A 24,841-nucleotide genomic window follows, 5' to 3' on the forward strand; every position below is an offset into this window, starting at 1 on the left:
GCATCTTTGTGCTGTGCGCCTTGCTGATCGACAACTTCCTCTCGCCGCTGAACATGCGCGGCCTGGGCCTGGCGATTTCCACCGTCGGCATCGCCGCCTGCACCATGCTGTTCTGCCTGGCGTCGGGTCACTTTGACTTGTCGGTGGGCTCGGTGATTGCCTGCGCAGGCGTGGTCGCAGCTATCGTCATGCGCGACACCGAGAGCGTGATGCTCGGCATCGGCGCCGCATTGCTGATGGGCCTGATCGTCGGGCTGATCAACGGCATCGTCATCGCCAAGCTGCGGGTCAACGCGCTGATCACCACCTTGGCCACCATGCAGATCGTGCGCGGCCTGGCCTACATCTTTGCCGACGGCAAGGCGGTCGGCGTGTCCCAGGAGCAGTTCTTTGTGTTTGGCAACGGCCAGTGGTTCGGCGTGCCGGTGCCGATCCTGATCACCATCGTGTGCTTCGTGTTTTTCGGTTGGCTGCTCAACTACACCACCTACGGGCGCAACACCATGGCCATCGGCGGCAACCCGGAAGCAGCGCTATTGGCCGGGGTGAACGTTGATCGCACCAAGATCCTGATCTTCGCCGTCCACGGCTTGATCGGCGCACTGGCCGGGGTAATCCTCGCCTCGCGCATGACCTCGGGCCAGCCCATGATCGGCCAGGGTTTTGAACTGACCGTGATCTCGGCATGTGTGCTGGGCGGGGTGTCATTGAGCGGCGGGATCGGCATGATCCGGCATGTGATTGCGGGGGTGCTGATTTTGGCGATCATCGAAAACGCGATGAACCTGAAGAACATCGACACGTTTTACCAGTACGTAATTCGCGGCTCGATCCTGCTGCTGGCCGTCGTCATCGACCGCATGAAACAACGCTGATTTGGATCTCCACTGCATTGAGGTTTTTGCCATAATGCCCGCGCTTTTTTACTTATAGGCCTGATATGCAACAACCTCCCGACAGCCCGAGCAAAGACACCGCCCCCACCGGCACCCAGACCCTGCTGCGTGGCCTTGGCGTGGTGCAGGCAGTGGCGGCCGGAGCACGGGATCTGAAAGAGATCGCCAAGCGCATCGGCACCACCCGCAGCACCACCCATCGCCTGGCCAGTTGCCTGGTGGACGAGCGTTATCTGCGCGTGGTGCCGCAAGTCGGTTACCTGCTGGGGCCGAAGTTGATCGAGCTGGGGTTCCAGGCCCGTGAAGAGCTGCCGTTGGTGAGCCTGGCGGTGCCGTACCTGGACGAGCTGTCGGCACTGACCGGCGACACCATCCACCTGGCGATTCGCGAATACGACGACGTGCTGTACCTGCACAAGAACCCTGGCCGTAACGGCCCGGAAATGCGCTCGCGGGTCGGCCATCGCATGCCGTTGGCGCGCACGGGCGTGGGCAAGGCGATGCTGCTGGATGACACGGTGCAAGAGTGGCAACGCTTGTACGAAACCAGCCTGCCGGCGGGCGGAAAAAACCTGCAGTGGCCGCAGCACCCGGAACAATCCTGGGCACAGTTCGAGCAGCGCATGCATGAATACGTGGTGGGCGGGTATGCGTTCGATCTGGAAGACAACGAACCGTCGATCCGTTGCGTCGCGGCACCGGTGCGCGATGCCAGCCGACGAATCGTCGCCGGCATCAGCATCGCCAGTACCGTGCCCTACATGCCGCTGGAGAAAATGGCCGAGCTGATCCCTGTGATCAAACAGGTCGCAGCGCGGCTGTCAGCGGAGTTGGGCGCGAAGGCCTGATCAGGCCTTCAGGGTCGCCATGTCGATGACAAAGCGGTACTTCACATCACCGGCGATCATGCGGGCGTAGGCCTCGTTGATCTGGCGGATGTCGAGCATTTCGATGTCGCAGGTGATGCCATGCTCGGCGCAGAAATCCAGGACTTCCTGGGTTTCGGCAATGCCACCGATCAGCGAGCCGGCCAGTACCTTACGGCCGAGCACCAGTTTGGCGGCGTTCACCGGCGGGTCTACCGGCTCGATCAAACCGACCAGGATGTGCACGCCATCAAAGCGCAGCACGTCGAGGTAGGGGTTGAGGTCGTGCTGTACCGGGATGGTGTCCAGCAGGAAATCGAAGTGCCCGGCAGCGGCTTTCATCTGCTCGGCGTCGGTGGACACGATCACATGATCGGCGCCCTGGCGACGGCCTTCTTCAGCTTTGCTCGCCGAGCGGGTGAACAGCGTGACTTCTGCGCCCATGGCCTTGGCGAACTTGATGCCCATGTGACCCAGGCCACCCATGCCCAGAATCCCGACTTTATCGCCGGCTTTTACGCCGTAGTGCTTGAGCGGCGAGTAAGTGGTGATGCCGGCGCACAGAATCGGCGCGGCGCTGGCCAGGTCGAGCTTGGCCGGGATCTTCACCACAAAGTGCTCGCTGACCACGATGCTGTCCGAATAGCCGCCCATGGTGTTGCTGCCGTCCACGCGGTCCGGGGTGGCGTAGGTCATGGTCGGGCCTTCGAGGCAGTACTGCTCCAGGTCCGATTGGCACGCTTCACAGTGACGGCACGAATCGACCATGCAGCCCACGCCGACCAGGTCGCCGACTTTATGCGCGGTGACGCTGGCGCCGACGGCAGTGACCTTGCCGACAATCTCGTGGCCCGGCATCAGTGGGTACACGGCAATGCCCCATTCGTTGCGTGCCTGGTGGATGTCGGAGTGGCAGACGCCGCAGTACATAATCTCGATCGCCACGTCATCGGCGCGCGGGCTGCGGCGTTCAAACGACATGGGGGCGAGGGGAGTGGTGGCCGACTGGGCGGCATAACCGATGGCGGTGTACATGATGAAACCTCGCAAAAAGCAGTGACAAGTGAGGCGGGCCATTCTCCCCATCGACCCTCGGGGCAGCCATGGCGATTGCTCCGAGTCTCATGCCTATTCGTCCGGGAGTGCCCCTTGTTTGGATTTATGTGTCGCCAGACCTGCGATGATGTTCACATCCCTTTTTCGCGAAGTTTTTTGCCATGTTGTTGACCCGCCATCTCGACGCCAACGCCACGCTGGTTTCCCTGATTGAGGGGCTTACGCCCTGTGACGGTTTTTCCCCGACCCACCTGCCCGGTGTGAAGGTGCTGCGCGCCAGTTGTGACGTGGCACGTGGGCCGCAGATCTATGAGCCAAGCCTGATGTTCGTGGCCCAGGGCAGCAAACTCGCGTACCTGGGGCCGCGGACCCTGGAGTATGGCGCCGGGCATTACCTGATCCAGGCGATGCCGGTGCCGTTTGAGTGCGAGACATTCGCCATGGCGCCTGGCGCGCCGCTGTTGGGGGTGTCGGTGGGGATCGACCGTGTGGTGCTGGGGGAATTGGTGATGGCCATGGGCATGCAGGCCGGGCCGCCGCCGACCGCGCAAACCCTGGAGTCGATGAGTTCGGTGATACTCGATGACGCCATGCGCGGTTGCGTCGAGCGGCTGTTGCAGTGCCTGCACGATCCGCTGGAAAGCCGGATCATGGGCCCGGCGCGGGTGCGCGAGTTGTTGTTCACCGCGCTGCGCGGGCCGCAGGCGGATGTGCTGCGTGCGCTGGTGGAGCAGCAGGGGCAGTTCTCGCGGATCGCCACTTCACTGAATCACCTGCATGCCCATTTCGCCGAACCGCTGAATATCGAGACGTTGGCCGGGTATGCGCACATGAGTGCGTCGACCTTTCACGAGCACTTCAAGCGCTGCACCTTGCTGTCGCCGGTGCAGTACCTCAAGCGCCTGCGCCTGCTCAAGGCCCAGCAATTGCTGCTGGTCGAAGGCATGGGCGTGGCCCAGGCAGCGCACAATGTGGGCTATCAGAGCACGTCGCAGTTCAGCCGCGAGTACAAGCGCTACTTCGAGCGCAATCCAGGGGAGGAGCGCGCAGCCTAGTAGTAACGTCGCGGGTCGGAATCGATCAGGCTGGCCAATTTGGTCAGGGCGAAACGCAACTCGTCCTGGCTGGTGGGCGACATCAGTACCAGCCGCACACTGCGCGTCACCCCGGAACGTTCGGCCTGGAACTGTGTGCCACTGAGCACCAGCACCCCATTGGCCCGCGCCAGCATGGTGAATTCGTCAGCGGTCCAGGGCTCGGGCAGCGTCAACCACACATGGTAGGAATACGGCTGGGTCTTGAGTTCGTAATTGGCGAAGATCTCCTGGGCAATCGCCTGGCGTCCGGCGGCTTCGTTGCGCTGGATGCGGATCAGTTTTTTGTCCAGGCCTTCGGTGACGACATTGCTGGCCAGTTGCGCCGTCAGTGGCGATGGCATCCACACACTGCTGCGGACCATCGAGGTCAGGCGTGACAGCAGTTTTGGCGGGCTGTACAGGTAGCCGATACGCAGCGCCGGCATCACCGACTTCGACAGGCTGGTCAGGTACACCGAACGGTCCGGGGCAAACGCCGACAGCGGTTTGATGGACGGATCGGTGGCGAGAAAACCATAGATGTCGTCGTCGAGGATGATGAAGTCGAACTCTTCGGCCAGCGCCGCAATTTGCGCCCGGCGCTTTTGCGACATGATCGCCGCCGTCGGGTTCTGGCAGGTTGCCACGCACACCAGCATCGCGGGTTTTTCGCGCTGGCACAGCTCGCGCAATGCTTCGGGAATGATGCCTTCGTCATCCATCGGCACGCCCCGCAGGCGGCGCTCCAGGCCATGGGCCAGGGAGATGATGCCGGGGTAGCAAAGTGCTTCGCAGAGCACCAGGTCGCCGGCGTTGGTCAGGGCGCTCATTGCCACCATCAAACCGTGCTGGGCGCCGGCGGTGATGATCACCTGCTGCCACTGCGCGTCGGGCAATGAATGCCGCAACCACTGTGCACCCGCCTCGCGATGCGCCGGATGGCCGCCATCCGGGGCGTAGTCCAGGGCACGGGCGAAATCGGTGCTCTTGGCCATGCCCACCAGCGCGTCGCGCAGCCAGTATTCCAGGGTTTCGCTGTAGGGCTTGATGATCGACAGGTCGAGCAGTTCGGACTGCCCCAGGTTCAACGGCATCGACGCGCTGTTACTCGCCGGCAACTCCAGTTGCTTCTGATTGAGCACATACGTCCCGCGCCCCACTTCACCCTGCACCAGGCGACGGCGCTGGGCTTCGCTGTACGCGCGGCTGATGGTGCCCGGCGTGACATTCAGGGTCGTGGCCAGCTCCCGCAGGGTCGGCAGGCGATCGCCTTCGTTCAATACACCGTTGCCGATATCGCGTGCCAACGCATCGGCAATCGACAAATACATCGGCTGGCCGAATTCGCTTAGCTGGGGAACCCACATGAATGATCACTGCCCATCGTAGAAATGATGAATATCCGAGCATATCACAGGGAGGTTAGGCAACTAATAAATCGACACAATCGATAAATTGAGTCGATTGATGCCGTGATTGAATCGATGTTGATCGCCAGGTTCAGATATTTTTTGGTTTTTTAATCACCTTATAAATCAATCTATTACCTGCTTGATCGCAGAAAAACCGGCGTCAATGGCAAAAAAACATCTCGTAACAACCTTGTCGCCTATTGAATCAACTCAATTTCTTCAAATACACTCATCTCGAATCGAAGCAATCGACTCAATCTTCCCCCGTTCACCGCCGGCACCGCCGCGCCAAGTCGAGACATCATGGACACACTCAGAAAGGATCTATCCCTGTCAGCCGTCATCGCGGGCTTTATTGCCGTGATCATTTCTTATGCCGGCCCGTTGATCATCGTGTTCCAGGCGGCCAAGGAAGCGCACCTGCCCAATGACGTGGTGTCTTCGTGGATCTGGGCGATTTCCATCGGCAGCGGCATCACCGGCCTGTTTCTCAGTTGGCGCCTGCGGGTTCCGGTGATTACCGCGTGGTCCACACCCGGTGCGGCATTGCTGGTGTCGATGCTGCCGACGGTCACGCTGCCACAAGCCATCGGCGCGTATGTGGTCGCCTCGGTGATCATTGCCGTGGTGGGCTTGTCCGGCGCCTTCGACAAGTTGATGAGTCGTCTGCCCAAGGCCATCGCCGCCGCCATGCTTGCGGGCATCCTGTTCCGCTTCGGCGCCGAGCTGTTCACCTCGATCAAGCTGCAACCCGCGTTGGTGCTGGCGATGATTGCGGCGTACCTGATCTTCAAACGTCTCTCGCCGCGCTACGCGATTCTGTCGGTGCTGATTGTCGGCTGCGCCGTCGCCGCGTCGTTTGGTGAATTGAACAGCGGTGCAATCACCATTGCCGTGGCGCACCCGGTGTTTATCGCGCCAGAGTGGAGCTGGCACGCCATTATCAACATCGGCCTGCCGCTGGCGCTGGTGACGCTGACCGGGCAGTACGTGCCAGGCATGGCCGTGTTGCGCACCTCGGGCTACAACACCCCGGCGCGCTCGATCATTTCGGTGACAGCCATTGGTTCGGTGCTGATGGCGCCGTTCGGCTCCCACGGCTTCAACCTGGCCGCGATCACCGCCGCCATCTGCACCGGCCGTGAAGCCCACGAAGATCGCGACAAGCGCTACATCGCCGGGATCGCCTGCGGGGTGTTCTACATCCTCATGGGCACCTTCGGCGCAACCCTGGCCTCGGTGTTTTCCGCCTTGCCTAAAGAGCTGATTGCGTCCCTCGCCGGGCTGGCACTGTTCGGTGCTATCAGCGCCGGGCTGACCGGCGCGATGGCCGATGAGAAGCAACGGGAAGCCGCGTTGATCACCTTCCTGGTCACCGCCTCGGGCATGAGTTTCCTCGGCCTGGCTGCTGCGTTCTGGGGCTTGATCTTCGGTCTCGTCGCCCACTTCGTGCTGACCTACAGCCGCGAAAGCAAGGCCGTCGCGATGGCGCAGGGCAGCCGACCATGACCGCACGTTACGATTTCATTGTGGTGGGCGGCGGCATCGCTGGCGTTTCTGCGGCGTATGAGCTGGCGGCCCACGGCAGCGTTTGCCTGCTGGAGCAGGAGCAGCAACTGGCCTATCACACCACCGGCCGCTCGGCGGCGATCTCGATGGAAAGCTACGGCAACCAGCAGATCCGCTCGCTGACCTGCGCTTCCCGAGGCTTTTTCGAGAACCCGCCCGAAGGCCTGGCCGAACACCCGCTGTGGTCGCCACGGGGTGCGTTGATCGTGGCGCAAGCAGCGCGAGTGGACAAACTGGCCGCCCGGTTTACCGCCGTACTCGGGCAAGTGCCCACGGCGAGATTCCTCGACGACAAACAGGTGCTCGAACTGGTGCCCTACCTGGCCGAAGGCGCCTGGAGCGCCGGCATCTATGAGCCCAGCGCGTTCGATTTGGATGTGCACGGCATTCATGGCGCCTACCTCGGCGGCCTGCGGGCTCGCGGCGGTGTGGTCAAGCGCGAAGCCGAAGTGCTGCGCGGCGAACACCGCAACGGTCACTGGACCTTGCACACCGCGCACGGCCAACGGCTGGAGGCGGCGATCGTGGTCAATGCGGCCGGGGCCTGGGCTGATGAGTTCGCCCAGCGTTGCGGCGTGCCCAAGGTCGGTGTGCGGCCGCTGCGCCGCACGGTGCTGGCGGTGGACCCACAGTGCGACGTGCACCGCACGCCGTACCTGGGCACCGTGGACGAAGACATTTTCATCAAGCCGGAAGCCGGGCGCCTGATCGTCTCGCCCTGCGATGAAAACCCGTCGTTGCCCTGTGATGCGCTGCCCGTCGAGCTGGACCTGGCGATCACCATGGACCGTCTGCAAAGCACCACGCGCCTGCGGCCACGCTCGATTATCAACAAGTGGGCGGGCCTGCGCACTTTTGTCGCCGACCGCTCCCCGGTGCTCGGCCAGGACCCGCAGCACGAGAGCTTTATCTGGCTCGCTGCCCTCGGTGGCTATGGCATTCAAGCCGCGCCGGCCATCGCCCGGTTGTGCAGCCACGCGGCACTGGGGGTCGCCATGCCGGCGGACCTGGCGGCGCTGCAACTCAACTACCAGCATTTCTCCCCGGCGCGTTGCCGCGACGAGGCGTTTTCCAGCCTGGCCGTCAAACAGGTTGCTGATTTGCACTAACCCTTCACCCACTTCACAAGGAACGTCACCATGCAGACCAACGCTCAACTCCAGTCCGTCGCCAAGCCTTTCCTGGGCGAAGAAAACGTGATCTTCACCGACAAGGCGCCGCTGCCCCTGGGCACGTATTCCCAAGGGATCAAGGTCAGTCACGGGCAAACCATCTACCTGTCGGCACAGACCCCGGTCTCGGCGCTGAACAACGAGGTACTGGCCCATGACTTCGAAGGCCAATTGCGTCAGACCCTGGACAATCTGCAACAAATGGCCGAAGCCGCAGGCGGTACCCTGGCGAACGTGGTCAAGGTCACCGCATTCATCACGGACTTGAGCGAGTTCCCGACCCTCAACCGAGTGATGGAGGAGTACTTCACCCAGCCATACCCGGCGCGCACCACCGCCGGTGCCAGCGCCCTGGCGCGCAATACCCTGGTCGCCATCGACGCCATCATGGTGGTCTGAAGCCCACTCTCCGCGTGCAGTGCCCGTCGGTCCGCAGCAATGGGCCGACGTCGGCAGCAAAAGCACCCGCACCGCGTATTTTCAGGGGCTTGGCCATGAAGCATTCGTACAGCGAATATGTGTTGCAGTGCCTGGTCTGCGATCGCAGCTACCAGCCGCATGAGGTCAGTTACTACTGCCCCCATTGCAAAACCGAAGGTGCCCTCGATGCGCTTTACGATTACTCGACGCTCAAGCGCGAATGGTCCAAGGACAGCCTGGCCCAAGCCCACGCCCGTGGCATGTGGCGCTATGACCGGCTGATGCCGTTGCGTTCGACGCAGTTCATTCCGCCGCTGCTGGTGGGGAACACGCCGCTTTATTCGCGCCCGGAACTGCTCGGCAGGGGCGCGCAGATCAAGGTCTTTATCAAGGATGAATCCCGCCAACCCACCGGCTCGCTGAAAGACCGCGCCAGCGCCCTGGCGGTGGCCCATGCCTTGCAGTCCGGCGCGCGCACCGTGGCGGTGGCCAGTACCGGCAACGCCGCCTCGGCCCTGGCCGGGATGAGTGCGAGCCTGGGCCTGCATAACGTGATTTACCTGCCAAAAAGTGCACCCCGCGAAAAGCTCGCGCAGATGCAAGGCTATGGCGCCGAGATTGTGTTGGTGGACGGCCAATACGACGAAGCCTTCGACCAATGCCTCGACGCCTGCGAAACCCACGGCTGGTACAACCGCACCACCGGGATCAACTCCTACATGAGCGAAGGCAAGAAAACCGTCGCCTTCGAGATGTGCGAGCAACTCAATTGGCAGGTGCCGGACCTGGTGTTCGTGCCGGTCGGCAATGGCTGCATTCTCGGTTCGGTCTACAAGGGGTTCTTCGACCTGCTGCAACTGGGCTGGATCGAGCGCATCCCGCGCTTGATCGGCGTGCAGGCCGAGCACAGCAACTTTATGTACCGGGCCTGGCGCAGTGAGCGGCCGATGCAGCAGATAGAACGCATTGCGCCGACAAGCCTGGCCAGCAGCATCAATGTGGCCTTGCCGCGTGATCGTCTCAAAGCCATGCGCGCCGTCACGGCCAGCGGCGGCGAGTTCATGTGCGTCAGCGACCCGAGCATTGTCGCGGCGGCGTCCCGCTTGGCCGCCAGCACCGGTGTGTTTCCCGAAGCCGGCGCCGCCAGTGCCTTCGCCGGGCTGCTCAAGTACGCCGAAGCCCACCCTGATACCCCGCAGACCGCCGTGATCCTGATCACCGGCAGCGGTTTGAAAGACACCTCGATTTTTCTCTCCAACTCGACCAGGGGCCAGACACGCTTGCAATCCCAGCCCCTGGCCGACCTGCTGACCTAGGAACCTCATCATGAGCCTGCAAAATTTCGACCCCGCCGTTGCCCGCCTGATCGACCGTGAACGCAATCGCCAGGAAACCCACCTGGAGCTGATCGCTTCAGAAAACTATGTGAGCGACGAAGTGCTCCAGGCCCAGGGCTCGGTGCTCACCAACAAGTACGCCGAGGGCTATCCGGGCAAGCGCTATTACGGCGGTTGCAAGGTGGTCGACGAGATTGAAAACCTGGCCATCGAACGCGCCCGCAAGCTGTTCAATTGCGAATACGTCAACGTTCAGCCGCATTCCGGGTCTCAGGCCAACCAGGCGGTGTTCCTTGCGGTGCTGGAGCCTGGAGACACCATTCTGGGGATGTCCCTGGCCCACGGCGGTCACTTGACTCATGGCGCCTCGGTGAATTTTTCGGGCAAGTTCTACCAGGCGTTTTCCTACGGCCTGGACCCGGACACCGAGACCCTGGACTACGCCGAAATGGAAGCCCTGGCCCGGCAACACAAACCGAAGATGATCATCGCCGGGGCCTCCGCCTATTCACGCACCCTCGATTTCCAGCGCTTTCGCAAGATATGCGATGAAGTTGGCGCCTACCTGATGGTGGACATGGCGCACTACGCAGGCTTGATCGCGGCGGGGCTGTACCCATCGCCGGTGGGGATTGCCGACTTCATCACCTCGACCACCCACAAAACCCTGCGCGGCCCGCGGGGTGGGCTGATCCTGGCCAAGGCGCAATACGCGGCGCTGCTTGATAAGACCATCTTCCCGGTCTATCAGGGCGGGCCGCTGATGCATGTCATCGCGGCCAAGGCCGTGGCGTTCAACGAGGCGCTGAGCGAGGGGTTCAAGCATTACCAGCAACGGGTGATCGCTAACGCCCGCACCATGGCCGATATCCTCACCCGCCGTGGTTTGCGCGTGGTCTCCGGGGGCACCGATTGCCATATGTTCCTGCTCGACCTGCGTGCGATGGACATCACCGGCAAGGATGCCGAGGCGTTGCTGGAGAGTGCGCACATCACGCTGAACAAGAATGCGATCCCCAACGACCCACAAAAACCGGCGATCACCAGCGGCATCCGTATCGGCACCCCGGCGCTGACGACGCGGGGTTTTGGGGAGGCTGAGTGTGCGGAAGTCGCGAATTTGATCGCCGACCTGTTGGCGCAACCGAACAACCCGACGCTGCTTGAGAATACCCGGCGCCGGGTGATGCACCTGTGTGAATGCTTTCCGGTTTACCTGCTGAGCTGACGCAAACAAAAAAGCCAACGCGCTGGGGCGTTGGCTTTTTGTGTTTCTGGCAACCGTCTTACATGTTCGGGTAAGTCGGCCCACCTGCGCCTTCCGGCGTGACCCAGGTGATGTTCTGCGAAGGGTCCTTGATGTCACAGGTCTTGCAGTGCACGCAGTTCTGGGCGTTGATCTGGAAGCGTTTCTCGCCGTCTTCCTTGGTGATCACTTCATACACACCGGCCGGGCAGTAGCGCTGCGCCGGTTCATCGTAGAGCGGCAGGTTGGTGCCGATCGGGATGCTCGGGTCCTTGAGCTTCAAGTGGCACGGCTGTTCTTCTTCGTGGTTGGTACCGGAGATGAACACCGAGCTCAGCTTGTCGAAGCTCAGCTTGCCGTCGGGTTTCGGGTAGTCGATCTTCGTGCTGTCCTTGGCCAGCTTGAGGCAGGCGTAGTCCGGCTTGGTGTCGTGCAGGGTGAACGGCATTTTGCCGCCGAGGATGTTCTGGTCGAACCAGTTGAAGCCGGCGCCGATGATCGGGCCGAACTTGTGCATCGCCGGGCCGAAGTTACGGGTGGCGAACAGTTCTTCGTAGAGCCAGCTGGCTTTGAAACCGTCGACGTAGTTGGTCAGTTCGTCACCGCCTTCGGACTCGGCGAACAGGCGCTCGGCCACGGCGTCGGCGGCGAGCATGCCGGACTTCATGGCGGTGTGGCTGCCTTTGATCTTGGCCACGTTCATGGTGCCCAGGTCGCAGCCGATCAGCGCGCCGCCCTTGAAGACCATTTTCGGCAACGAGTTGATGCCGCCCTTGGCCAGCGCACGTGCGCCGTAGCTGATGCGCTTGCCGCCTTCCAGGTACTGGGCCAGCACCGGGTGATGCTTGAGGCGCTGGAACTCATCGAACGGCGACAGGAAGGTGTTGCTGTAGGACAGGTCGACGATCAGGCCCACGACCACCTGGTTGTTTTCCAGGTGATAAAGGAAGGAGCCGCCGGTGTTCTCGTTGCTCATGATGTCCAGCGGCCAACCGGCGGTGTGGACCACCAGGCCTGGCTGGTGCTTGGCCGGGTCGATTTCCCAGATTTCCTTGAGGCCGATGCCGTAGTGCTGTGCGTCGGCGTCGCTGTCCAGGTTGAAGCGCTGGATCAGTTGCTTGCCGATATGGCCACGGCAGCCTTCGGCGAACAGCGTGTACTTGCCACGCAGTTCCATACCGGGGGTGTAGACGCCTTCTTTGGGATTGCCTTCGCGGTCGACGCCGAGGTCACCGGTGATGATCCCGCGCACCACGCCGTTTTCGTCGAACAGCGCTTCCTGGGCGGCGAAGCCTGGGTAGACTTCCACGCCCAGGTTCTCGGCCTGCTGGGCAAGCCAGCGGCACAGGTTGCCGAGGGAGATGATGTAGTTGCCTTCGTTGTGCATGGTCTTGGGCACAAAGAAGTCAGGCACCTTGGTGGAGGCTTCGGGGCTGCGCAGTACATAGATGTCGTCGCGCACCACGGGAGTGTTGAGCGGGGCGCCGAGTGCTTTCCAGTCCGGGAACAGTTCGTTCAGGGCGCGCGGTTCAAACACGGCACCGGAGAGGATGTGTGCGCCGACTTCGGAGCCTTTCTCGACCACGCAGACGCTGATTTCCTTACCGGCTTCGGCGGCCTTCTGCTTCAGTCGGCAGGCGGCGGACAGGCCAGCCGGGCCAGCGCCGACGATGACCACGTCGAATTCCATGTATTCGCGTTCCACAGGCTATCTCCTACTCAAGGCTCAACAGGCTTTTTTTCTAATGGGTGGAGGTTCGGTGTCGTCTTGCGGCAACGGCAAGACTCGCCTTTCTCTCTAGGTGGCGCATTATATATAGACCACTGTCAGCGTCCAATACAAACGTTTGTTTGAATTGCCCGCAGGCTAGGTAAATCAAAGCAACGCGGCTTATGACTGACCATTTTGCCGTATTGACCAGAATAGGCGTTCCGGTCAATATACGGTCGGTTTTGCGCTTACCGTAGGCAGACAGCAGGTTTCAAGAGCACGTCCAAAAGCGAAACAGGTGACGCACGCCCGAGCACCGGCGCGCAGTTTACACGCCGCGATAAAGAATGACCTCTCAGTCACCACTGACGAACGGTCATCATTTCCCGTGAGCAAGGTCATTTGTCCAGGTTTTTGGAGGTGCCCTTGTGTGCCGATGAGCATCAACCGCCAGGTTCGCCTAGGCGACTTTCTTTTCACCGGAGAGTAACGAGGAATCCATGAAGGTTCTTGTAGCTGTCAAACGCGTTGTCGATTACAACGTGAAAGTTCGCGTCAAGGCGGACAATTCCGGCGTCGATCTTGCTAACGTCAAGATGTCGATGAACCCTTTCTGTGAAATCGCCGTGGAAGAAGCCGTACGCCTGAAAGAGAAAGGCGTGGCGACTGAAATCGTCGTGGTTTCCATCGGCCCGACCACTGCCCAGGAGCAACTGCGTACCGCTCTGGCACTGGGCGCCGACCGCGCCGTGCTGGTTGAGTCCGCTGAAGAGCTGACCTCCCTGGCCGTGGCCAAGTTGCTCAAGGCCGTTGTCGACAAGGAACAGCCTTCGCTGGTGATCCTCGGCAAACAAGCCATCGACAGCGACAACAACCAGACTGGCCAGATGCTGGCTGCACTGACCGGTTACGGCCAGGGCACCTTCGCTTCCAAAGTGGAAGTGAGCGGCGACAGCGTTGCCGTGACCCGCGAAATCGACGGCGGTGCACAGACGGTTTCCCTGAAACTGCCGGCCATCGTCACCACCGACCTGCGTTTGAACGAGCCGCGCTACGCGTCCCTGCCAAACATCATGAAAGCCAAGAAGAAGCCTCTTGAAGTGCTGACTCCGGACGCTTTGGGCGTTTCCACCGCCTCTACCAACAAGACCGTCAAAGTCGAAGCGCCGGCTGCACGCAGCGCGGGCATCAAGGTTAAGTCGGTGGCTGAACTGGTCGAGAAACTGAAAAACGAAGCGAAGGTAATCTGATCATGACTATCTTGGTAATCGCCGAACACGACAACAAAGTGCTGGCCCCGGCCACGCTGAACACCGTGGCTGCTGCTGCCAAAATCGGCGGCGACATCCACGTTCTGGTTGCAGGCCAAGGCGCTGGCGCCGTGGCTGAAGCCGCTGCGAAGATTGCTGGTGTGAGCAAAGTCCTGAACGCTGACAACGCCGCTTACGCGCATCAGCTGCCGGAGAATGTTGCGCCATTGGTTGCAGAGCTCGGCGCTGGCTACAGCCACATCCTGGCCGCCGCCACCTCCAACGGCAAAAACATCCTGCCACGCGTTGCCGCGCAGCTGGACGTTGACCAGATCTCCGAGATCGTTTCGGTTGAAAGCGCCGACACCTTCAAGCGCCCGATCTATGCCGGTAACGCCATTGCCACCGTGCAATCGACCGCTGCCATCAAAGTCATCACCGTGCGCGCCACCGGTTTCGATCCGGTTGCCGCTGAAGGTGGTTCGGCTGCCGTTGAAGCCGTCGCTGCTGCACACGACGCTGGCACCTCCAGCTTTGTTGGCGAAGAGCTGGCCAAGTCGGATCGTCCTGAGCTGACCGCTGCCAAGATCGTCGTTTCCGGCGGACGTGGCATGCAGAACGGTGACAACTTCAAGCACCTGTACGCCCTGGCCGACAAGCTGGGCGCTGCGGTCGGCGCTTCCCGCGCTGCCGTCGACGCAGGTTTCGTACCCAACGACATGCAGGTCGGCCAGACCGGCAAAATCGTTGCGCCACAGCTGTACATCGCCGTCGGTATCTCCGGCGCGATCCAGCACTTGGCCGGTATGAAAGATTCCAAAGTGATCGTTGCGATCAACAAGGACGAAGAAGCACCGATCTTCCAGGTGGCTGATTATGGCCTGGTGGCGGACTTGTTCGAAGCCGTACCTGAGTTGGAGAAGCTGGTCTAATCCAGCCGCTTCACTTATAAAGAGCCCGGTCGTGTGACCGGGTTTTTTTTTGCCCGGCTTTTTGTGAATATCGGAGAAATCGCCATGGAACTGCGCCCTTGGGCCGTGCTGCTGGGCCTGTCGTTGCTGCCGAGCCTGACCCTGGCCGCCGGCAAATGTGAGCGCCTGGTCATCACCGGCAGCCCTGACGCACCGCCGTTGCTATGGCGTGACCCCCAAGACCCCACGCACCTGATCGGCGCCACCGCTGACGTGCTGCAATATGTGGCCAAGGACCTCGGGTTGAAAATCGACCTGCTCTATGGCGGCAAACGCTCCCTGGCCCTGGACGAGGTGCGCAGCGGTCGCATGGATATCCTCGCGGATACGCCGCTGAACCTTGGCGAGCTGGACAACCTTGACTACATCCACCCGGCGTTGGTGCAGACCGATTATCTGGTCTGGACGCGCAAGGATTCGGCACTGGTCTACACCACGGCTGCCGACCTGCACGGGCACAAGGGTGCAGTGTCTGAACGTTCACGTTTGAGTGCCGGATTTGAAACCTTTGCCAGCGAGCAACTGACCTTGCAGCGTCTGCCAACGTTGACTCCGGCGTTCCAGAAACTGCTGTTGGGGGAAGTGGACTACGTGCTGGCCGGACGTTACTCCGGCATGGCCATGGCCCAGACACTGGGCATGAGCAACGACCTGATCGCCCGTGATATGCCTGTCGACCAGCCGGGCCTGTACCTGGCGATTTCCCACAACTCGGCCTGCAATGATCCTTGGTTACGCGGACAGCTCACCAAAAAGATGACAGAATTGCCCGGGTCTGGTGTGACGGAAGCCGCGCTGCAGCGCAATCTGGAGCGTTGGAAAGCGCAATTGCAACAACCCGTCGGCACCCCAACAAAGTAGGGATTTTCAGTGACTCTTCGACCTTTTTTAGCGGCCCTCGCCGTTGTCGCTCTGGCGGGATGTGCGGCCGATCCTGCGCCGAATGAACAGATTCGCCTTACCCAGCAAGCCCTGGAGCAAGCCAATGCAGTGGGCGCCAGCGCCGATGAATCCGCCGAACTGAAACTGGCCGAAGACAAATTCGCCCAGGCCAAGGCCGACATGGCCGACGAGTCCTACAAGGACGCGCGCATGCAGGCCGAGCAGGCCGAGTTGGACGCGCGCCTGGCCGAAGCCCAGGTGCTGACCCGCAAAAGCCAGGAGCAACTTAACGTGCTTAACACCCGCATCACGCGCCTGCGCAAGCAATTGCAGTTGGGAGAAGCCCAATGAGCCGGATGATCCGTGGGTTGGGCTGTGCTGTGTTGCTGGGCAGTGCAGTCTTGGGCGGTTGCGCCAGTCATCCGAATGGCGAGCACGCCTTGCAACAGGCCGGCAGCGATTTCCAGAAGGTCAAGGAAGACGCCAACGTGCTGCGCATCGCGCCCAAGGACGTGATTCGTGCCGGTGAGTCCCTGGCTCGCGCCGACCGTTTGTCCAGCTACTGGGGCAGCGGTGCAGACGTGGTGCATTACGCTTACCTGAGCCAGCGCTACAGTGCCATCGCCCGTGAGCACACTGAGCAGACACTCAACGAAGAACGCGCCGCCAAGCTCGAACTGGAACGCCAGCGCCTGCAATTGGCCCTGCGAGAAAGCAAGCTGATCAGCGTGCAGCAACAGGGCAAATGGCTTGAAGAGCAAATCGCCAGCCTGACCACCACTCAGACCGATCGCGGTTTGGTGATGACCTTGGGCGACGTGCTGTTCGATACCGGCGAGGCAGAGCTGAAAAACTCGGCCAACCGCACTGTGCTGAAGATCGTCCAGTTCTTGCAACTGAACCCCAAGCGCGTAGTGCGCATCGAGGGTTATGCGGACAATACCGGCGGCCAGCAGGAAAACCTCAAACTGTCCCGCGACCGTGCGCAATCGGTAGCCGATGTGCTGGTGGACCTGGGGATCGATGAAAAACGCATCCAGGTAGAAGGCTATGGCGACCAGTACCCGGTGGAAGCCAATGCTTCCGAGCGGGGCAGGGCGCAGAATCGTCGCGTTGAAATAGTCTTCTCTGACGAGAAAGGCCAACTGGGCGCCGCGCGCTAAAGCGCTGCACACCCCTGAAAACTCTATCCGCCACCCTTACAGTTTTTACTGTCACTCCCACGCGCGCTCGACTATTGTGGCAACTGTCCCCGTACACTTCTAAACTGTGCCGGTATGTTTCACACAAAAATAAAATACCCGTGAAATCGAGTGCTGCGTCATGACCAATCTGTTGCTTTACCAACGTATCGCCCAGCAACTGGCTGAGGACATCCGACGCGGTGTCTATCAGCCGGGTGAGCGTGTGCCTTCGGTGCGCAAGATGAGCTCCCAGCTCAATGTGAGCCACGCCACGGTCTTGCAGGCTTACGCCAACCTGGAAGACCAGGGGCTGATCCGGGCGCGGCCGCAGTCCGGTTACTACGTGCACCAGACGCCGGCCCTCACGGCGCCGACGCCGGATATTGCACGGGTCGAGCGCCCGGGGTTGGTTACGCGCAGCAGCATCATCCAGCAGGTATTGGGCGAGTCGCGCCGCGAAGGTGTGTTCCCGCTGGGTGCCGCCGTGCCGAGTGTCGACTACTTGCCGGTGCGCGCGCTGCACCAGCAACTGGCCAAGGTCACGCGGTTCCAGAGCCCTCGCGCGTTCAGTTATATGTTCAGCCCCGGGTTTGAACCGCTGCGCCGCCAAGTGGCGATCCGCATGCGTGATGCAGGCGTTGTGGTGGACCCGTCCGAGGTGGTCATCACCCACGGTTGCGTCGATGCTTTGCAGATGTCTTTGCGCGTGCTGACGCGCCCTGGCGATTTGATTGCAGCGGAATCACCGACGTATTACGGCTTGTTGCAACTGACCGACTTGCTGGGTCTCAAAGTCATTGAGATCCCCAGCGATCCGTCCACCGGCATGAGCCTGGAAGCCCTGCAACTCGCAGCCAACCAATGGTCAATCAAGGCGCTGGTGCTGACCACGCGCCTGAGCAACCCATTGGGTGGCACCATGCCCGAGGAGCGGCAGAAACAGTTGCTGCGCCTGGCCTCGGATTTCGACATTCAGATTGTCGAGGACGATATCTACGGCGAGCTGATGTTCGAAATCGGTCGCACCAAGGCCCTCAAGGCCTACGACCGCCTGGACCGGGTCATCTATTGCTCCAGCTTCTCCAAGACGTTGTCGCCGGGTGTGCGCATCGGCTGGATGATCGCCGGCAAGTACCAGCAGGAAATCCAGCGCCTGCAAATGTTCAGCACCCATTCGGCGTGTAGCGTCACCCAGATGGGCGTGGCGGCGTACCTGGAGAACGGCGGTTACGACCGGCACCTGCGCTATATCCGCCAGGAATACCGCAAGAACCTCAGCGCCTTCCAACTGGCGGTGCAGCAGTATTTCCCCGAAGGCACCCAGATGACCCGTCCGACCGGCGGTTTTATCCTGTGGGTCAGTTTGCCCGGCCGGGTCAATACCCAGGAACTGCACGTGCGCGCCCTGCAGCAGGGCATCAGCATTGCGCCGGGGTTGATCTTCAGTAATACCGAACAGTTCAACCACTGTATTCGCCTTAACTGCGGCACGCCGTGGAACCGCGAGGCAGAGCGGGCGCTGATGACGCTGGGGATGTTGGCCAGCCAGTTGTGTCAGGAAACCGCAGCAGGACTTTGAGGCGCAGAAAGGGGACAACTCCGATAGCGGGCTAATCACCGGGCTTGTCATGCCGCGCACAACAAGCGAGCATATGGCCCTCTGCCGTTAATGCTGTAGGCACTATGACCTCGATTGTTCGCGCTGCTTTGGTGATTGGCCTGTTGAGCCTGTGCAACGTCAGCACAGTGCTGGCGGCGGCACCTGTGACTGAAAACAAGCCTTCTGCCACGACCGAGCAGAACACTCCCGCGAAAAAGCCAAGCGCTGCCAAGCCAGCCGCCGCTACCAAGAAGCAAACCGCCACGGCGAAAAAACGTGCCGCGAAGGCGAAGAAATCCAAGTCGGCCCAAGAGGTCGCGCAAACCAAATTGCCACCGGCACAGTTGGACCTGACACTGCCATCGGACATGGTCAGGCACCTGCAACCCCTCGGTACGATGCCCAAGCCCCAGAGCGTGCCGTTGCTGCCGCCGATGTTTGGCGAAAAGCCCACCGACAACAGTGCGTTCCAGATCAACGGCCGTTTGCTCAGTAACGAGATGAAACTGCAACTGCGCAACGAAGAACGCCGTGACGTGGAAGGTGCTGCGCTGGAATTCGAGTTCAAGCAGTAAACTTTTCCCACAGACGTGACGCAGGCCACCGACCATCTGTCGCAGACTGGTCAGTCATGTTTGTTTTGTGCGAAAAACCCCTGTTAGACCATTTTAAAACGGCTGTTTAAGGGCGTAGTCTAGCCCGGCCATCCCCATTGAGTCGTCGAGGACCTGCTGGTCATGAATTGCCGTGAAGGCTGTGGCGCATGCTGCATCGCCCCCTCCATCAGTTCGCCGTTACCCGGAATGCCCCATGGCAAACCGGCGGGCGAACGCTGCCTGCACCTATCGGTCGAACAGCTGTGCCAACTGTTCGGCCAACCGGAGCGTCCGGCGGTGTGCAGTGATTTCAAGGCGGATATCGATGTCTGCGGCACCGACCAGGCCGATGCGATCCGGTTGATCGGCTGGTGGGAGCAGATGACGGCGGCTTGATGGGCTTTACTATCGCAACGTCAACAATAAGGAATACAACAATGGGTTCGCTGAAACGAATGGCTGTGCTGTGCGGGTTTACGGTGTTGTTCGCGGCTACTGCGCAGGCTGAGGATTGGCAAGTCGCCAAGGATGAAGACGGTATCAAGGTGTCGTTAAGCGAAGTCGCTGGCTCCAAGTACAAGGCCTATCGCGGTGTGACGGTGATCAAGGCACCCGTGGCCAAAATCCAGGCCCTGCAGGAAGATGTGGCCGGTGCCTGTTCGTGGATTCACGAGTGCAAATCCCAGAAGCTGGTGGACAAGAAAGGCGATGAGGCTTGGACCTATACTCAATTCAAGGCGCCGTTCCCGGTGACCGATCGCGATTCGTATATCCATGTCACCACCACCAAGAATGCAGATGGCAGCGTAACGCGCACCTTGCAGGGCGTACCGACGTACAAACCGGAAGAAAAAGGCTACGTGCGTGTAGCCCAGGTTGAAGGCTTATGGAAACTGGTGCCCAAAGGCGACAACCAGACCGAAGTTACGTATCAGGTCCACACCGAGCCAGGCGGCAGCGTGCCATCGTGGCTGGCCAACAAGTTCGTGGTGGATGCGCCGTTCAACACCTTGAAAGCCCTCAAGGATCACGCCGAGAAGTAAGCGCAGTTGATCCGGTGCCTGTGACCTTGAGTGGAACGTTTGGCGATCCCTCAAGGTCCAGATAGATGTGAGCCCACACACGGGCTTTATCGAGGAGGCACCGATGCAAACGTGGCAAATTACCTTCGTTGATGATCACGGTGAAACGTCCGTGGAGCAGTTCACCTGCGAACAAAAGCCCAGCCTCGAAGATGCTGCGCACATGATCCGCAGCAAGCTGGTGCCCGTCGCCGCCGAACTCGACCTCAATGACCTTGAGGGCCGCCAGCCCGAGCCTACGGTCAAGATCCTGAAAGACCAGAACAGCATCCAGATCCTCGACATTTCCCCCGCCGCCTGAATATTCCTTGTATGCCATCCAACCGCCTCTGGTGGAGGTGGTAGCTTCGCGCTACTCTGCAAGAGAGATCAGCGAATGAATCGCTAAGGTCTGGTCTTGTCAGCTACATGCTTGTTTTCCCTCAGTGACTTGTTTCATTGCCATAGATTCCGCGCCAGCCAGGCGCGGATTGGGGAAGCACGGAAAGTCTATCCATCGGTTTGAGGAGGACGTTTCATGAGCACAGCCTATCAAGAAGACATCAGCACCAACGTTCTGCGCCGCATGAAAGAAGGCGGCTTCGACTTTTCACGTTTCCACCCCATCGAGTTCTACGCCATTTTCCCGGATGAGGAACGGGCGCGCAGGGCTGCGGGTGAGTTTCGTGGAGAATCCCTGAATGCCCAGGTCAGTGCGCGCGATGATGGCGCCTGGTACCTGGAACTGAGCAAAATCATGTTCGCCACCTACGACGGCATAGGAGACTTCGAGCAAGACTTTGAGGCGGTGGTCGAGCCGTTGGGCGGGATTATCGAAGGATGGGGCGTCAAGCAGGAGGTGCGTGGGTTACCCATGTAGCGAGATTGTATGAGTAACGCAGCGTATCGGCTGACCTTAGGGTCGGCCGATTTTGTGTGCGCTGTATGAAAACTCCCGGAACTTGAGCTGCCTTTTCGTGCACAAAAAAAAAGCCACCCAAAGTGGGTGGCTGAAAGGGAAGACCGAGGAGCCGGTCGGTACACGAGCTGTCACGGTACCGAGTGCGTAAGGGTTAAAGCTGTAGGACACATCCTGTTCAGCTGATGGAGGCGATTATCCGCAGGCTTGGCCGGGCAGTGAAATCAACTCTGACTATGCTGTTGATAGGCAAAGCCTGCATTGCGATGAAGCGTGCAGCAATGCGACGGGCATTCCGCGCACCAGGACGGTGCGGTCAGCTGTTCGCTTATATTTAACTCACTGTTTTTTAAGTGTTTATGCCGCTGGCACGGGCCTTGCGATGGTTCTTGCGTCCGGGTGACAAGGAGTACGGCATGATCCGCACTTATTACGACGAAATGTACGACGGGGCAGGGCAGGTCCGCCCCCATTACCGCGAGTTCGCCCGCTGGTTGGCCGAAACCCCCGCAGAACTGCTGGCCCAGCGCCGGCGTGAAGCCGATTTGCTGTTTCACCGCGCCGGGATCACGTTCACGCTCTATGGGGACGAGCAGGGCACCGAACGCCTGATTCCCTTCGATACCATTCCCCGCAGTATCCCCGCCAGTGAATGGCAAATTGTCGAGCGCGGCTGCATTCAACGGGTCAAGGCGCTGAACATGTTCCTTGCCGACCTGTACCACGAACAACGCATCATCGAGGCCGGCATCATCCCGGCCGAACAGGTATTGGCCAACGAGCAATATCAGTTGGCGATGCAGGGCTTGGACCTGCACCGCGATCTTTATTCCCACGTCTCCGGAGTCGACCTCGTACGCGATGGTGACGGCACCTACTACGTGCTGGAGGACAACCTACGCACACCGAGCGGCGTCAGCTACATGCTCGAAGACCGCAAGATGATGATGCGCCTGTTCCCCGAACTGTTCGCCGCCCAGCGCATTGCGCCCATCGACCATTACCCCAACCTGTTGCTCGACACCCTGAAAAGCTCCAGCCCACTGGATAACCCCAGCGTGGTGGTGCTGACGCCGGGGCGCTTCAACAGTGCGTTCTTTGAACATGCGTTTCTCGCCCGGGAAATGGGCGTAGAGCTGGTAGAAGGTGCCGACCTGTTCGTGCGCGATGACCGCGTCTTCATGCGCACCACCGACGGCCCCAAGGCGGTAGACGTGATCTATCGCCGTCTTGATGACGCGTTCCTCGACCCGCTGGCCTTCAACCCGGACTCCATGCTCGGTGTGCCCGGCCTGCTGGCGGCCTATCGCTGCGGCAACGTGGTGCTGGCCAACGCCATCGGCACTGGGGTGGCGGATGACAAGTCGGTGTACCCCTTCGTCACCGAGATGATCCGTTTTTACCTGGATGAAGAACCCATCCTGAAGAACGTTCCTACGTTCCAGTGCCGCAAGCCTGACGAATTGTCCCACGTGCTGGCTAACCTGCCGGACCTGGTGGTCAAGGAAACCCAAGGCTCGGGCGGCTACGGCATGCTGGTCGGCCCTGCGTCGACGGCGGCGGAAATCGAAGCATTTCGTGCGCGCATCAAGGCCAAGCCCCATGCCTATATCGCCCAGCCGACCCTGTGTTTATCCACCTGCCCGACCTTTGTCGAAAACGGCATCGCCCCGCGCCATATCGACCTGCGCCCGTTTGTATTGTCCGGCAAAGAAACCCGCGTGGTACCCGGCGGCTTGACCCGCGTGGCGCTGCGCGAAGGTTCGCTGGTGGTCAACTCGTCCCAGGGCGGCGGCACCAAAGACACCTGGGTGGTTGAGGACTGAATGCCATGTTGAGTAGAACTGCCTCGGATTTGTATTGGATGTCGCGCTATCTGGAGCGCGCCGAAAACCTCGCGCGCATGCTCGATGTCAGCTATTCGCTGTCGCTGATGCCTCAGGATGGGCGCGGCGATGGCTTGCACGAACTGGCCATGCCGCTGCTGATCACCGGCACCCTGGAGGATTACCGCGAGCGCCACGGTGAATTGCACGCTGAGCACTTGCTGCACTTCTTTGCCCTGGACGCGGCCAACCCGGCGAGCATCTATAGCTGCCTCGGCGCGGCGCGAGCCAGTGCCCACGCGGTGCGTGGGCGAATCACCGCCGACATGTGGGAAAACATCAACGCCACCTGGCTGGATATCCGCGATATCGCCCAGCAAGGCCTGAGTCGCTATGGCATGAGTCGCTTCTGTGAGTGGGTCAAGGAACGCTCCCATCTGTTTCGGGGCGCGACCTACGGCACCATCATGCGTAACGATGCTTTCCGTTTCATTCGGCTGGGCACCTTTATCGAGCGCGCCGACAACACATTGCGGTTACTCGATGCGCGCTATGAAATGGCCGGCGACCGTGCCGAAGCCGTCACCGATGGCACGGCCCACGCTTACTATCAATGGAGCGCCTTGCTGCGGGCGTTGTCGTCGTTCGAGGCCTATACCGAGATTTATCGCGATGCTCCCGGCGCCCGGCAAGTGGCGGAGTTGCTGCTGTTGCGCGCCGATGTGCCGCGCTCACTGCGGGCGTGCAGCGAGGAAATCGACCAGATCCTCGCCAGCCTGCCTGGCCTCAACGGTCGACCGGCCCAGCGCTTGGCCGCCGAGATGGATGCCCGCCTGCGCTTTACGGCCATCGATGAAATCCTTGAGGAAGGCCTGCACGCCTGGCTGACCGACTTTATCCCCTTGGTCCGCCAGTTGGGCGACGCCATCTACAGTTCCTACCTGGAGGCTGCATGAGACTCTCCATCAGTCACGAAACCACCTACCACTATGACGACCAGGTGCGCGCCAGCATCCAGTATCTGCGCCTGACGCCCCATGACAGCGAGCGTCAGCATGTACTCAGTTGGCAACTCGACCTGCCGCGCCCGGTGCGTGCCCAGGTCGACCCCTTCGGCAACATCCTGCATGTGCTGACCCTGGACGAACCCCACGACGCCATCATCATCGGCGCCCGTGGCCAGGTGGATATCGACGAATTACGCGAGGCCGAGCACGAGAGTCAGTCGGCGTTCCCGTTCCTGCGTTGCACCCGCCTGACCGAGCCGGATGAAGCCTTGCGTGGCTTTGCCGCGCAGCATTGTCACCAGCGTCGCGACCGCACGGCGTTGATCGACCTGATGCACGCGCTCCACCAGGCGATGGTCTACACGCCGGGTGTCACCGAAGTCGACACCTGCGCCGCCGAGGCCTTTGCTGGTGCTGCGGGCGTGTGCCAGGACCATACCCACGCGTTCCTGGCCTGCGCGCGCAGCCTGGGGATTCCTGCGCGGTATGTGTCGGGGTATTTGTACACCGAAGACAGCACGCACCTGGCCAGCCACGCCTGGGCCGAAGCCTGGCTGGATGACGCCTGGTACAGCTTCGACGTGACCAACCAACTGGCGCGCCCGGAGCGGCATCTCAAACTGGCGGTCGGCCTGGATTACCTGGATGCGTGCCCGGTTCGAGGCATGCGCCGTGGCGGCGGGCATGAGCAAATGCATGCCAAAGTGTTTGTGGCGCCGACGCCGCTGGTGTCCGTACAGCAGCAGTAAGCGACAAGTTGATAGCGGTTTCGGTGGTGACCAGG

At 60.9% G+C, this 24,841-nt stretch carries 25 protein-coding genes; 22 read left to right on the forward strand and 3 right to left on the reverse strand.

The window, feature by feature from the left end:
• A partial coding sequence (araH, locus tag EJD88_RS11190) for an L-arabinose ABC transporter permease AraH (protein WP_158877960.1) occupies window positions 1-875 on the forward strand: 875 nt, incomplete at its 5' end.
• 65 nt (window positions 876-940) lie between these two features.
• A complete protein-coding gene (locus EJD88_RS11195) occupies window positions 941-1,744 on the forward strand; it encodes an IclR family transcriptional regulator (protein WP_099582760.1) in 804 nt (267 codons plus the stop codon).
• Here EJD88_RS11195 and EJD88_RS11200 read toward each other — a convergent pair whose 3' ends face one another.
• Window positions 1,745-2,797, reverse strand: coding sequence for an NAD(P)-dependent alcohol dehydrogenase (locus EJD88_RS11200; protein ID WP_099582759.1), 1,053 nt, complete (start codon window positions 2,795-2,797; stop codon window positions 1,745-1,747).
• Window positions 2,798-2,979: 182 nt separating this feature from the next.
• On the opposite strand from EJD88_RS11200, the gene EJD88_RS11205 reads away from it, so the two are divergent.
• Complete coding sequence (locus EJD88_RS11205) at window positions 2,980-3,873, forward strand: AraC family transcriptional regulator (RefSeq protein WP_099582758.1); 894 nt, start codon at window positions 2,980-2,982, stop codon at window positions 3,871-3,873.
• On the opposite strand, the gene EJD88_RS11210 is transcribed toward EJD88_RS11205, so the two are convergent.
• The gene (locus EJD88_RS11210; protein WP_112196489.1) at window positions 3,870-5,261 is read right to left on the reverse strand and encodes a PLP-dependent aminotransferase family protein; all 1,392 of its coding nucleotides are present in this window, start codon (window positions 5,259-5,261) and stop codon (window positions 3,870-3,872) included. The genes EJD88_RS11205 and EJD88_RS11210 overlap by 4 nt on opposite strands.
• Window positions 5,262-5,609: 348 nt before the next feature.
• Here EJD88_RS11210 and EJD88_RS11215 point away from each other — a divergent pair, with 348 nt between their 5' ends.
• The 5 genes from EJD88_RS11215 (at window position 5,610) to glyA (ending at window position 11,032) form a co-directional block, all read left to right on the forward strand.
• Window positions 5,610-6,815 (forward strand): benzoate/H(+) symporter BenE family transporter, encoded by a 1,206-nt coding sequence (locus tag EJD88_RS11215; RefSeq protein ID WP_158877961.1) that lies wholly within the window; start codon window positions 5,610-5,612, stop codon window positions 6,813-6,815.
• Complete coding sequence (locus EJD88_RS11220; protein WP_158877962.1) at window positions 6,812-7,984, forward strand: FAD-binding oxidoreductase; 1,173 nt, start codon at window positions 6,812-6,814, stop codon at window positions 7,982-7,984. The genes EJD88_RS11215 and EJD88_RS11220 overlap by 4 nt, the downstream gene beginning before the upstream one ends.
• Window positions 7,985-8,014: 30 nt before the next feature.
• A complete protein-coding gene (locus tag EJD88_RS11225) occupies window positions 8,015-8,446 on the forward strand; it encodes a Rid family detoxifying hydrolase (RefSeq protein ID WP_112196487.1) in 432 nt (143 codons plus the stop codon).
• 95 nt (window positions 8,447-8,541) lie between these two features.
• Window positions 8,542-9,783: a threonine synthase gene (thrC, locus tag EJD88_RS11230; RefSeq protein ID WP_158877963.1), complete on the forward strand. Its 1,242-nt coding sequence runs from the start codon at window positions 8,542-8,544 to the stop codon at window positions 9,781-9,783.
• A 10-nt stretch (window positions 9,784-9,793) separates the two neighbouring features.
• Window positions 9,794-11,032: a serine hydroxymethyltransferase gene (gene glyA, locus EJD88_RS11235; protein WP_158877964.1), complete on the forward strand. Its 1,239-nt coding sequence runs from the start codon at window positions 9,794-9,796 to the stop codon at window positions 11,030-11,032.
• 58 nt (window positions 11,033-11,090) lie between these two features.
• On the opposite strand, the gene EJD88_RS11240 is transcribed toward glyA, so the two are convergent.
• Window positions 11,091-12,755, reverse strand: coding sequence for an electron transfer flavoprotein-ubiquinone oxidoreductase (locus tag EJD88_RS11240; protein ID WP_099582751.1), 1,665 nt, complete (start codon window positions 12,753-12,755; stop codon window positions 11,091-11,093).
• A gap of 506 nt (window positions 12,756-13,261) precedes the next feature.
• Between EJD88_RS11240 and EJD88_RS11245 the strand changes: the two genes are divergently transcribed.
• From EJD88_RS11245 to EJD88_RS11310, 14 genes are all read left to right on the forward strand, one after another.
• Entirely contained in the window at window positions 13,262-14,011 is a 750-nt protein-coding gene (locus tag EJD88_RS11245; RefSeq protein WP_099582750.1) for an electron transfer flavoprotein subunit beta/FixA family protein, read from the forward strand.
• Window positions 14,012-14,013: 2 nt separating this feature from the next.
• A complete protein-coding gene (locus tag EJD88_RS11250) occupies window positions 14,014-14,943 on the forward strand; it encodes an electron transfer flavoprotein subunit alpha/FixB family protein (protein ID WP_112196485.1) in 930 nt (309 codons plus the stop codon).
• 84 nt (window positions 14,944-15,027) lie between these two features.
• Window positions 15,028-15,843: an ABC transporter substrate-binding protein gene (locus EJD88_RS11255; protein ID WP_158877965.1), complete on the forward strand. Its 816-nt coding sequence runs from the start codon at window positions 15,028-15,030 to the stop codon at window positions 15,841-15,843.
• 9 nt (window positions 15,844-15,852) lie between these two features.
• Window positions 15,853-16,215, forward strand: coding sequence for a DUF4398 domain-containing protein (locus tag EJD88_RS11260; RefSeq protein WP_158877966.1), 363 nt, complete (start codon window positions 15,853-15,855; stop codon window positions 16,213-16,215).
• Window positions 16,212-17,027: an OmpA family protein gene (locus EJD88_RS11265; RefSeq protein ID WP_099582746.1), complete on the forward strand. Its 816-nt coding sequence runs from the start codon at window positions 16,212-16,214 to the stop codon at window positions 17,025-17,027. Before EJD88_RS11260 ends, EJD88_RS11265 begins: the two co-directional genes overlap by 4 nt.
• A gap of 160 nt (window positions 17,028-17,187) precedes the next feature.
• A complete protein-coding gene (locus EJD88_RS11270; protein WP_158877967.1) occupies window positions 17,188-18,627 on the forward strand; it encodes a PLP-dependent aminotransferase family protein in 1,440 nt (479 codons plus the stop codon).
• Between the two features lie 104 nt (window positions 18,628-18,731).
• A complete protein-coding gene (locus tag EJD88_RS11275; protein WP_158877968.1) occupies window positions 18,732-19,223 on the forward strand; it encodes a translation initiation factor 2 in 492 nt (163 codons plus the stop codon).
• A 162-nt stretch (window positions 19,224-19,385) separates the two neighbouring features.
• Entirely contained in the window at window positions 19,386-19,640 is a 255-nt protein-coding gene (locus EJD88_RS11280) for a YkgJ family cysteine cluster protein (RefSeq protein ID WP_032887441.1), read from the forward strand.
• Window positions 19,641-19,681: 41 nt separating this feature from the next.
• Complete coding sequence (locus tag EJD88_RS11285; RefSeq protein ID WP_158877969.1) at window positions 19,682-20,287, forward strand: START domain-containing protein; 606 nt, start codon at window positions 19,682-19,684, stop codon at window positions 20,285-20,287.
• Between the two features lie 103 nt (window positions 20,288-20,390).
• Window positions 20,391-20,627 (forward strand): hypothetical protein, encoded by a 237-nt coding sequence (locus EJD88_RS11290; protein ID WP_099582742.1) that lies wholly within the window; start codon window positions 20,391-20,393, stop codon window positions 20,625-20,627.
• A gap of 216 nt (window positions 20,628-20,843) precedes the next feature.
• Window positions 20,844-21,185: a ribonuclease E inhibitor RraB gene (locus EJD88_RS11295; RefSeq protein WP_015885395.1), complete on the forward strand. Its 342-nt coding sequence runs from the start codon at window positions 20,844-20,846 to the stop codon at window positions 21,183-21,185.
• A 455-nt stretch (window positions 21,186-21,640) separates the two neighbouring features.
• Window positions 21,641-23,050 carry a circularly permuted type 2 ATP-grasp protein gene (locus tag EJD88_RS11300; protein ID WP_158877970.1) on the forward strand — a complete coding sequence of 470 codons (1,410 nt, stop codon included), beginning with the start codon at window positions 21,641-21,643 and terminating at the stop codon, window positions 23,048-23,050.
• A 5-nt stretch (window positions 23,051-23,055) separates the two neighbouring features.
• Complete coding sequence (locus EJD88_RS11305) at window positions 23,056-24,006, forward strand: alpha-E domain-containing protein (RefSeq protein WP_065909369.1); 951 nt, start codon at window positions 23,056-23,058, stop codon at window positions 24,004-24,006.
• Window positions 24,003-24,806 (forward strand): transglutaminase family protein, encoded by an 804-nt coding sequence (locus EJD88_RS11310; protein WP_099582740.1) that lies wholly within the window; start codon window positions 24,003-24,005, stop codon window positions 24,804-24,806. Before EJD88_RS11305 ends, EJD88_RS11310 begins: the two co-directional genes overlap by 4 nt.
• Window positions 24,807-24,841 lie beyond the last annotated feature (35 nt).

This window comes from Pseudomonas sp. PB105 (assembly GCF_009764655.1).
In the GTDB taxonomy this organism is placed as follows: domain Bacteria; phylum Pseudomonadota; class Gammaproteobacteria; order Pseudomonadales; family Pseudomonadaceae; genus Aquipseudomonas; species Aquipseudomonas cyclaminis.

Bases quoted from the DNA above. Each gene is read 5' to 3' on its own strand.
- EJD88_RS11195 (WP_099582760.1), top strand. From the start codon at position 941: ATGCAACAACCTCCCGACAGCCCGAGCAAAGACACCGCCCCCACCGGC.
- EJD88_RS11210 (WP_112196489.1), bottom strand. From the start codon at position 5,261: ATGTGGGTTCCCCAGCTAAGCGAATTCGGCCAGCCGATGTATTTGTCG.
- EJD88_RS11205 (WP_099582758.1), top strand. From the start codon at position 2,980: ATGTTGTTGACCCGCCATCTCGACGCCAACGCCACGCTGGTTTCCCTG.
- glyA (WP_158877964.1), top strand. From the start codon at position 9,794: ATGAGCCTGCAAAATTTCGACCCCGCCGTTGCCCGCCTGATCGACCGT.
- EJD88_RS11310 (WP_099582740.1), top strand. From the start codon at position 24,003: ATGAGACTCTCCATCAGTCACGAAACCACCTACCACTATGACGACCAG.
- EJD88_RS11285 (WP_158877969.1), top strand. From the start codon at position 19,682: ATGGGTTCGCTGAAACGAATGGCTGTGCTGTGCGGGTTTACGGTGTTG.
- EJD88_RS11220 (WP_158877962.1), top strand. From the start codon at position 6,812: ATGACCGCACGTTACGATTTCATTGTGGTGGGCGGCGGCATCGCTGGC.
- EJD88_RS11215 (WP_158877961.1), top strand. From the start codon at position 5,610: ATGGACACACTCAGAAAGGATCTATCCCTGTCAGCCGTCATCGCGGGC.
- EJD88_RS11265 (WP_099582746.1), top strand. From the start codon at position 16,212: ATGAGCCGGATGATCCGTGGGTTGGGCTGTGCTGTGTTGCTGGGCAGT.
- EJD88_RS11280 (WP_032887441.1), top strand. From the start codon at position 19,386: ATGAATTGCCGTGAAGGCTGTGGCGCATGCTGCATCGCCCCCTCCATC.
- EJD88_RS11300 (WP_158877970.1), top strand. From the start codon at position 21,641: ATGATCCGCACTTATTACGACGAAATGTACGACGGGGCAGGGCAGGTC.
- EJD88_RS11225 (WP_112196487.1), top strand. From the start codon at position 8,015: ATGCAGACCAACGCTCAACTCCAGTCCGTCGCCAAGCCTTTCCTGGGC.
- EJD88_RS11270 (WP_158877967.1), top strand. From the start codon at position 17,188: ATGACCAATCTGTTGCTTTACCAACGTATCGCCCAGCAACTGGCTGAG.
- EJD88_RS11290 (WP_099582742.1), top strand. From the start codon at position 20,391: ATGCAAACGTGGCAAATTACCTTCGTTGATGATCACGGTGAAACGTCC.
- EJD88_RS11245 (WP_099582750.1), top strand. From the start codon at position 13,262: ATGAAGGTTCTTGTAGCTGTCAAACGCGTTGTCGATTACAACGTGAAA.
- EJD88_RS11295 (WP_015885395.1), top strand. From the start codon at position 20,844: ATGAGCACAGCCTATCAAGAAGACATCAGCACCAACGTTCTGCGCCGC.
- EJD88_RS11250 (WP_112196485.1), top strand. From the start codon at position 14,014: ATGACTATCTTGGTAATCGCCGAACACGACAACAAAGTGCTGGCCCCG.
- EJD88_RS11305 (WP_065909369.1), top strand. From the start codon at position 23,056: ATGTTGAGTAGAACTGCCTCGGATTTGTATTGGATGTCGCGCTATCTG.
- EJD88_RS11255 (WP_158877965.1), top strand. From the start codon at position 15,028: ATGGAACTGCGCCCTTGGGCCGTGCTGCTGGGCCTGTCGTTGCTGCCG.
- EJD88_RS11275 (WP_158877968.1), top strand. From the start codon at position 18,732: ATGACCTCGATTGTTCGCGCTGCTTTGGTGATTGGCCTGTTGAGCCTG.
- EJD88_RS11200 (WP_099582759.1), bottom strand. From the start codon at position 2,797: ATGTACACCGCCATCGGTTATGCCGCCCAGTCGGCCACCACTCCCCTC.
- thrC (WP_158877963.1), top strand. From the start codon at position 8,542: ATGAAGCATTCGTACAGCGAATATGTGTTGCAGTGCCTGGTCTGCGAT.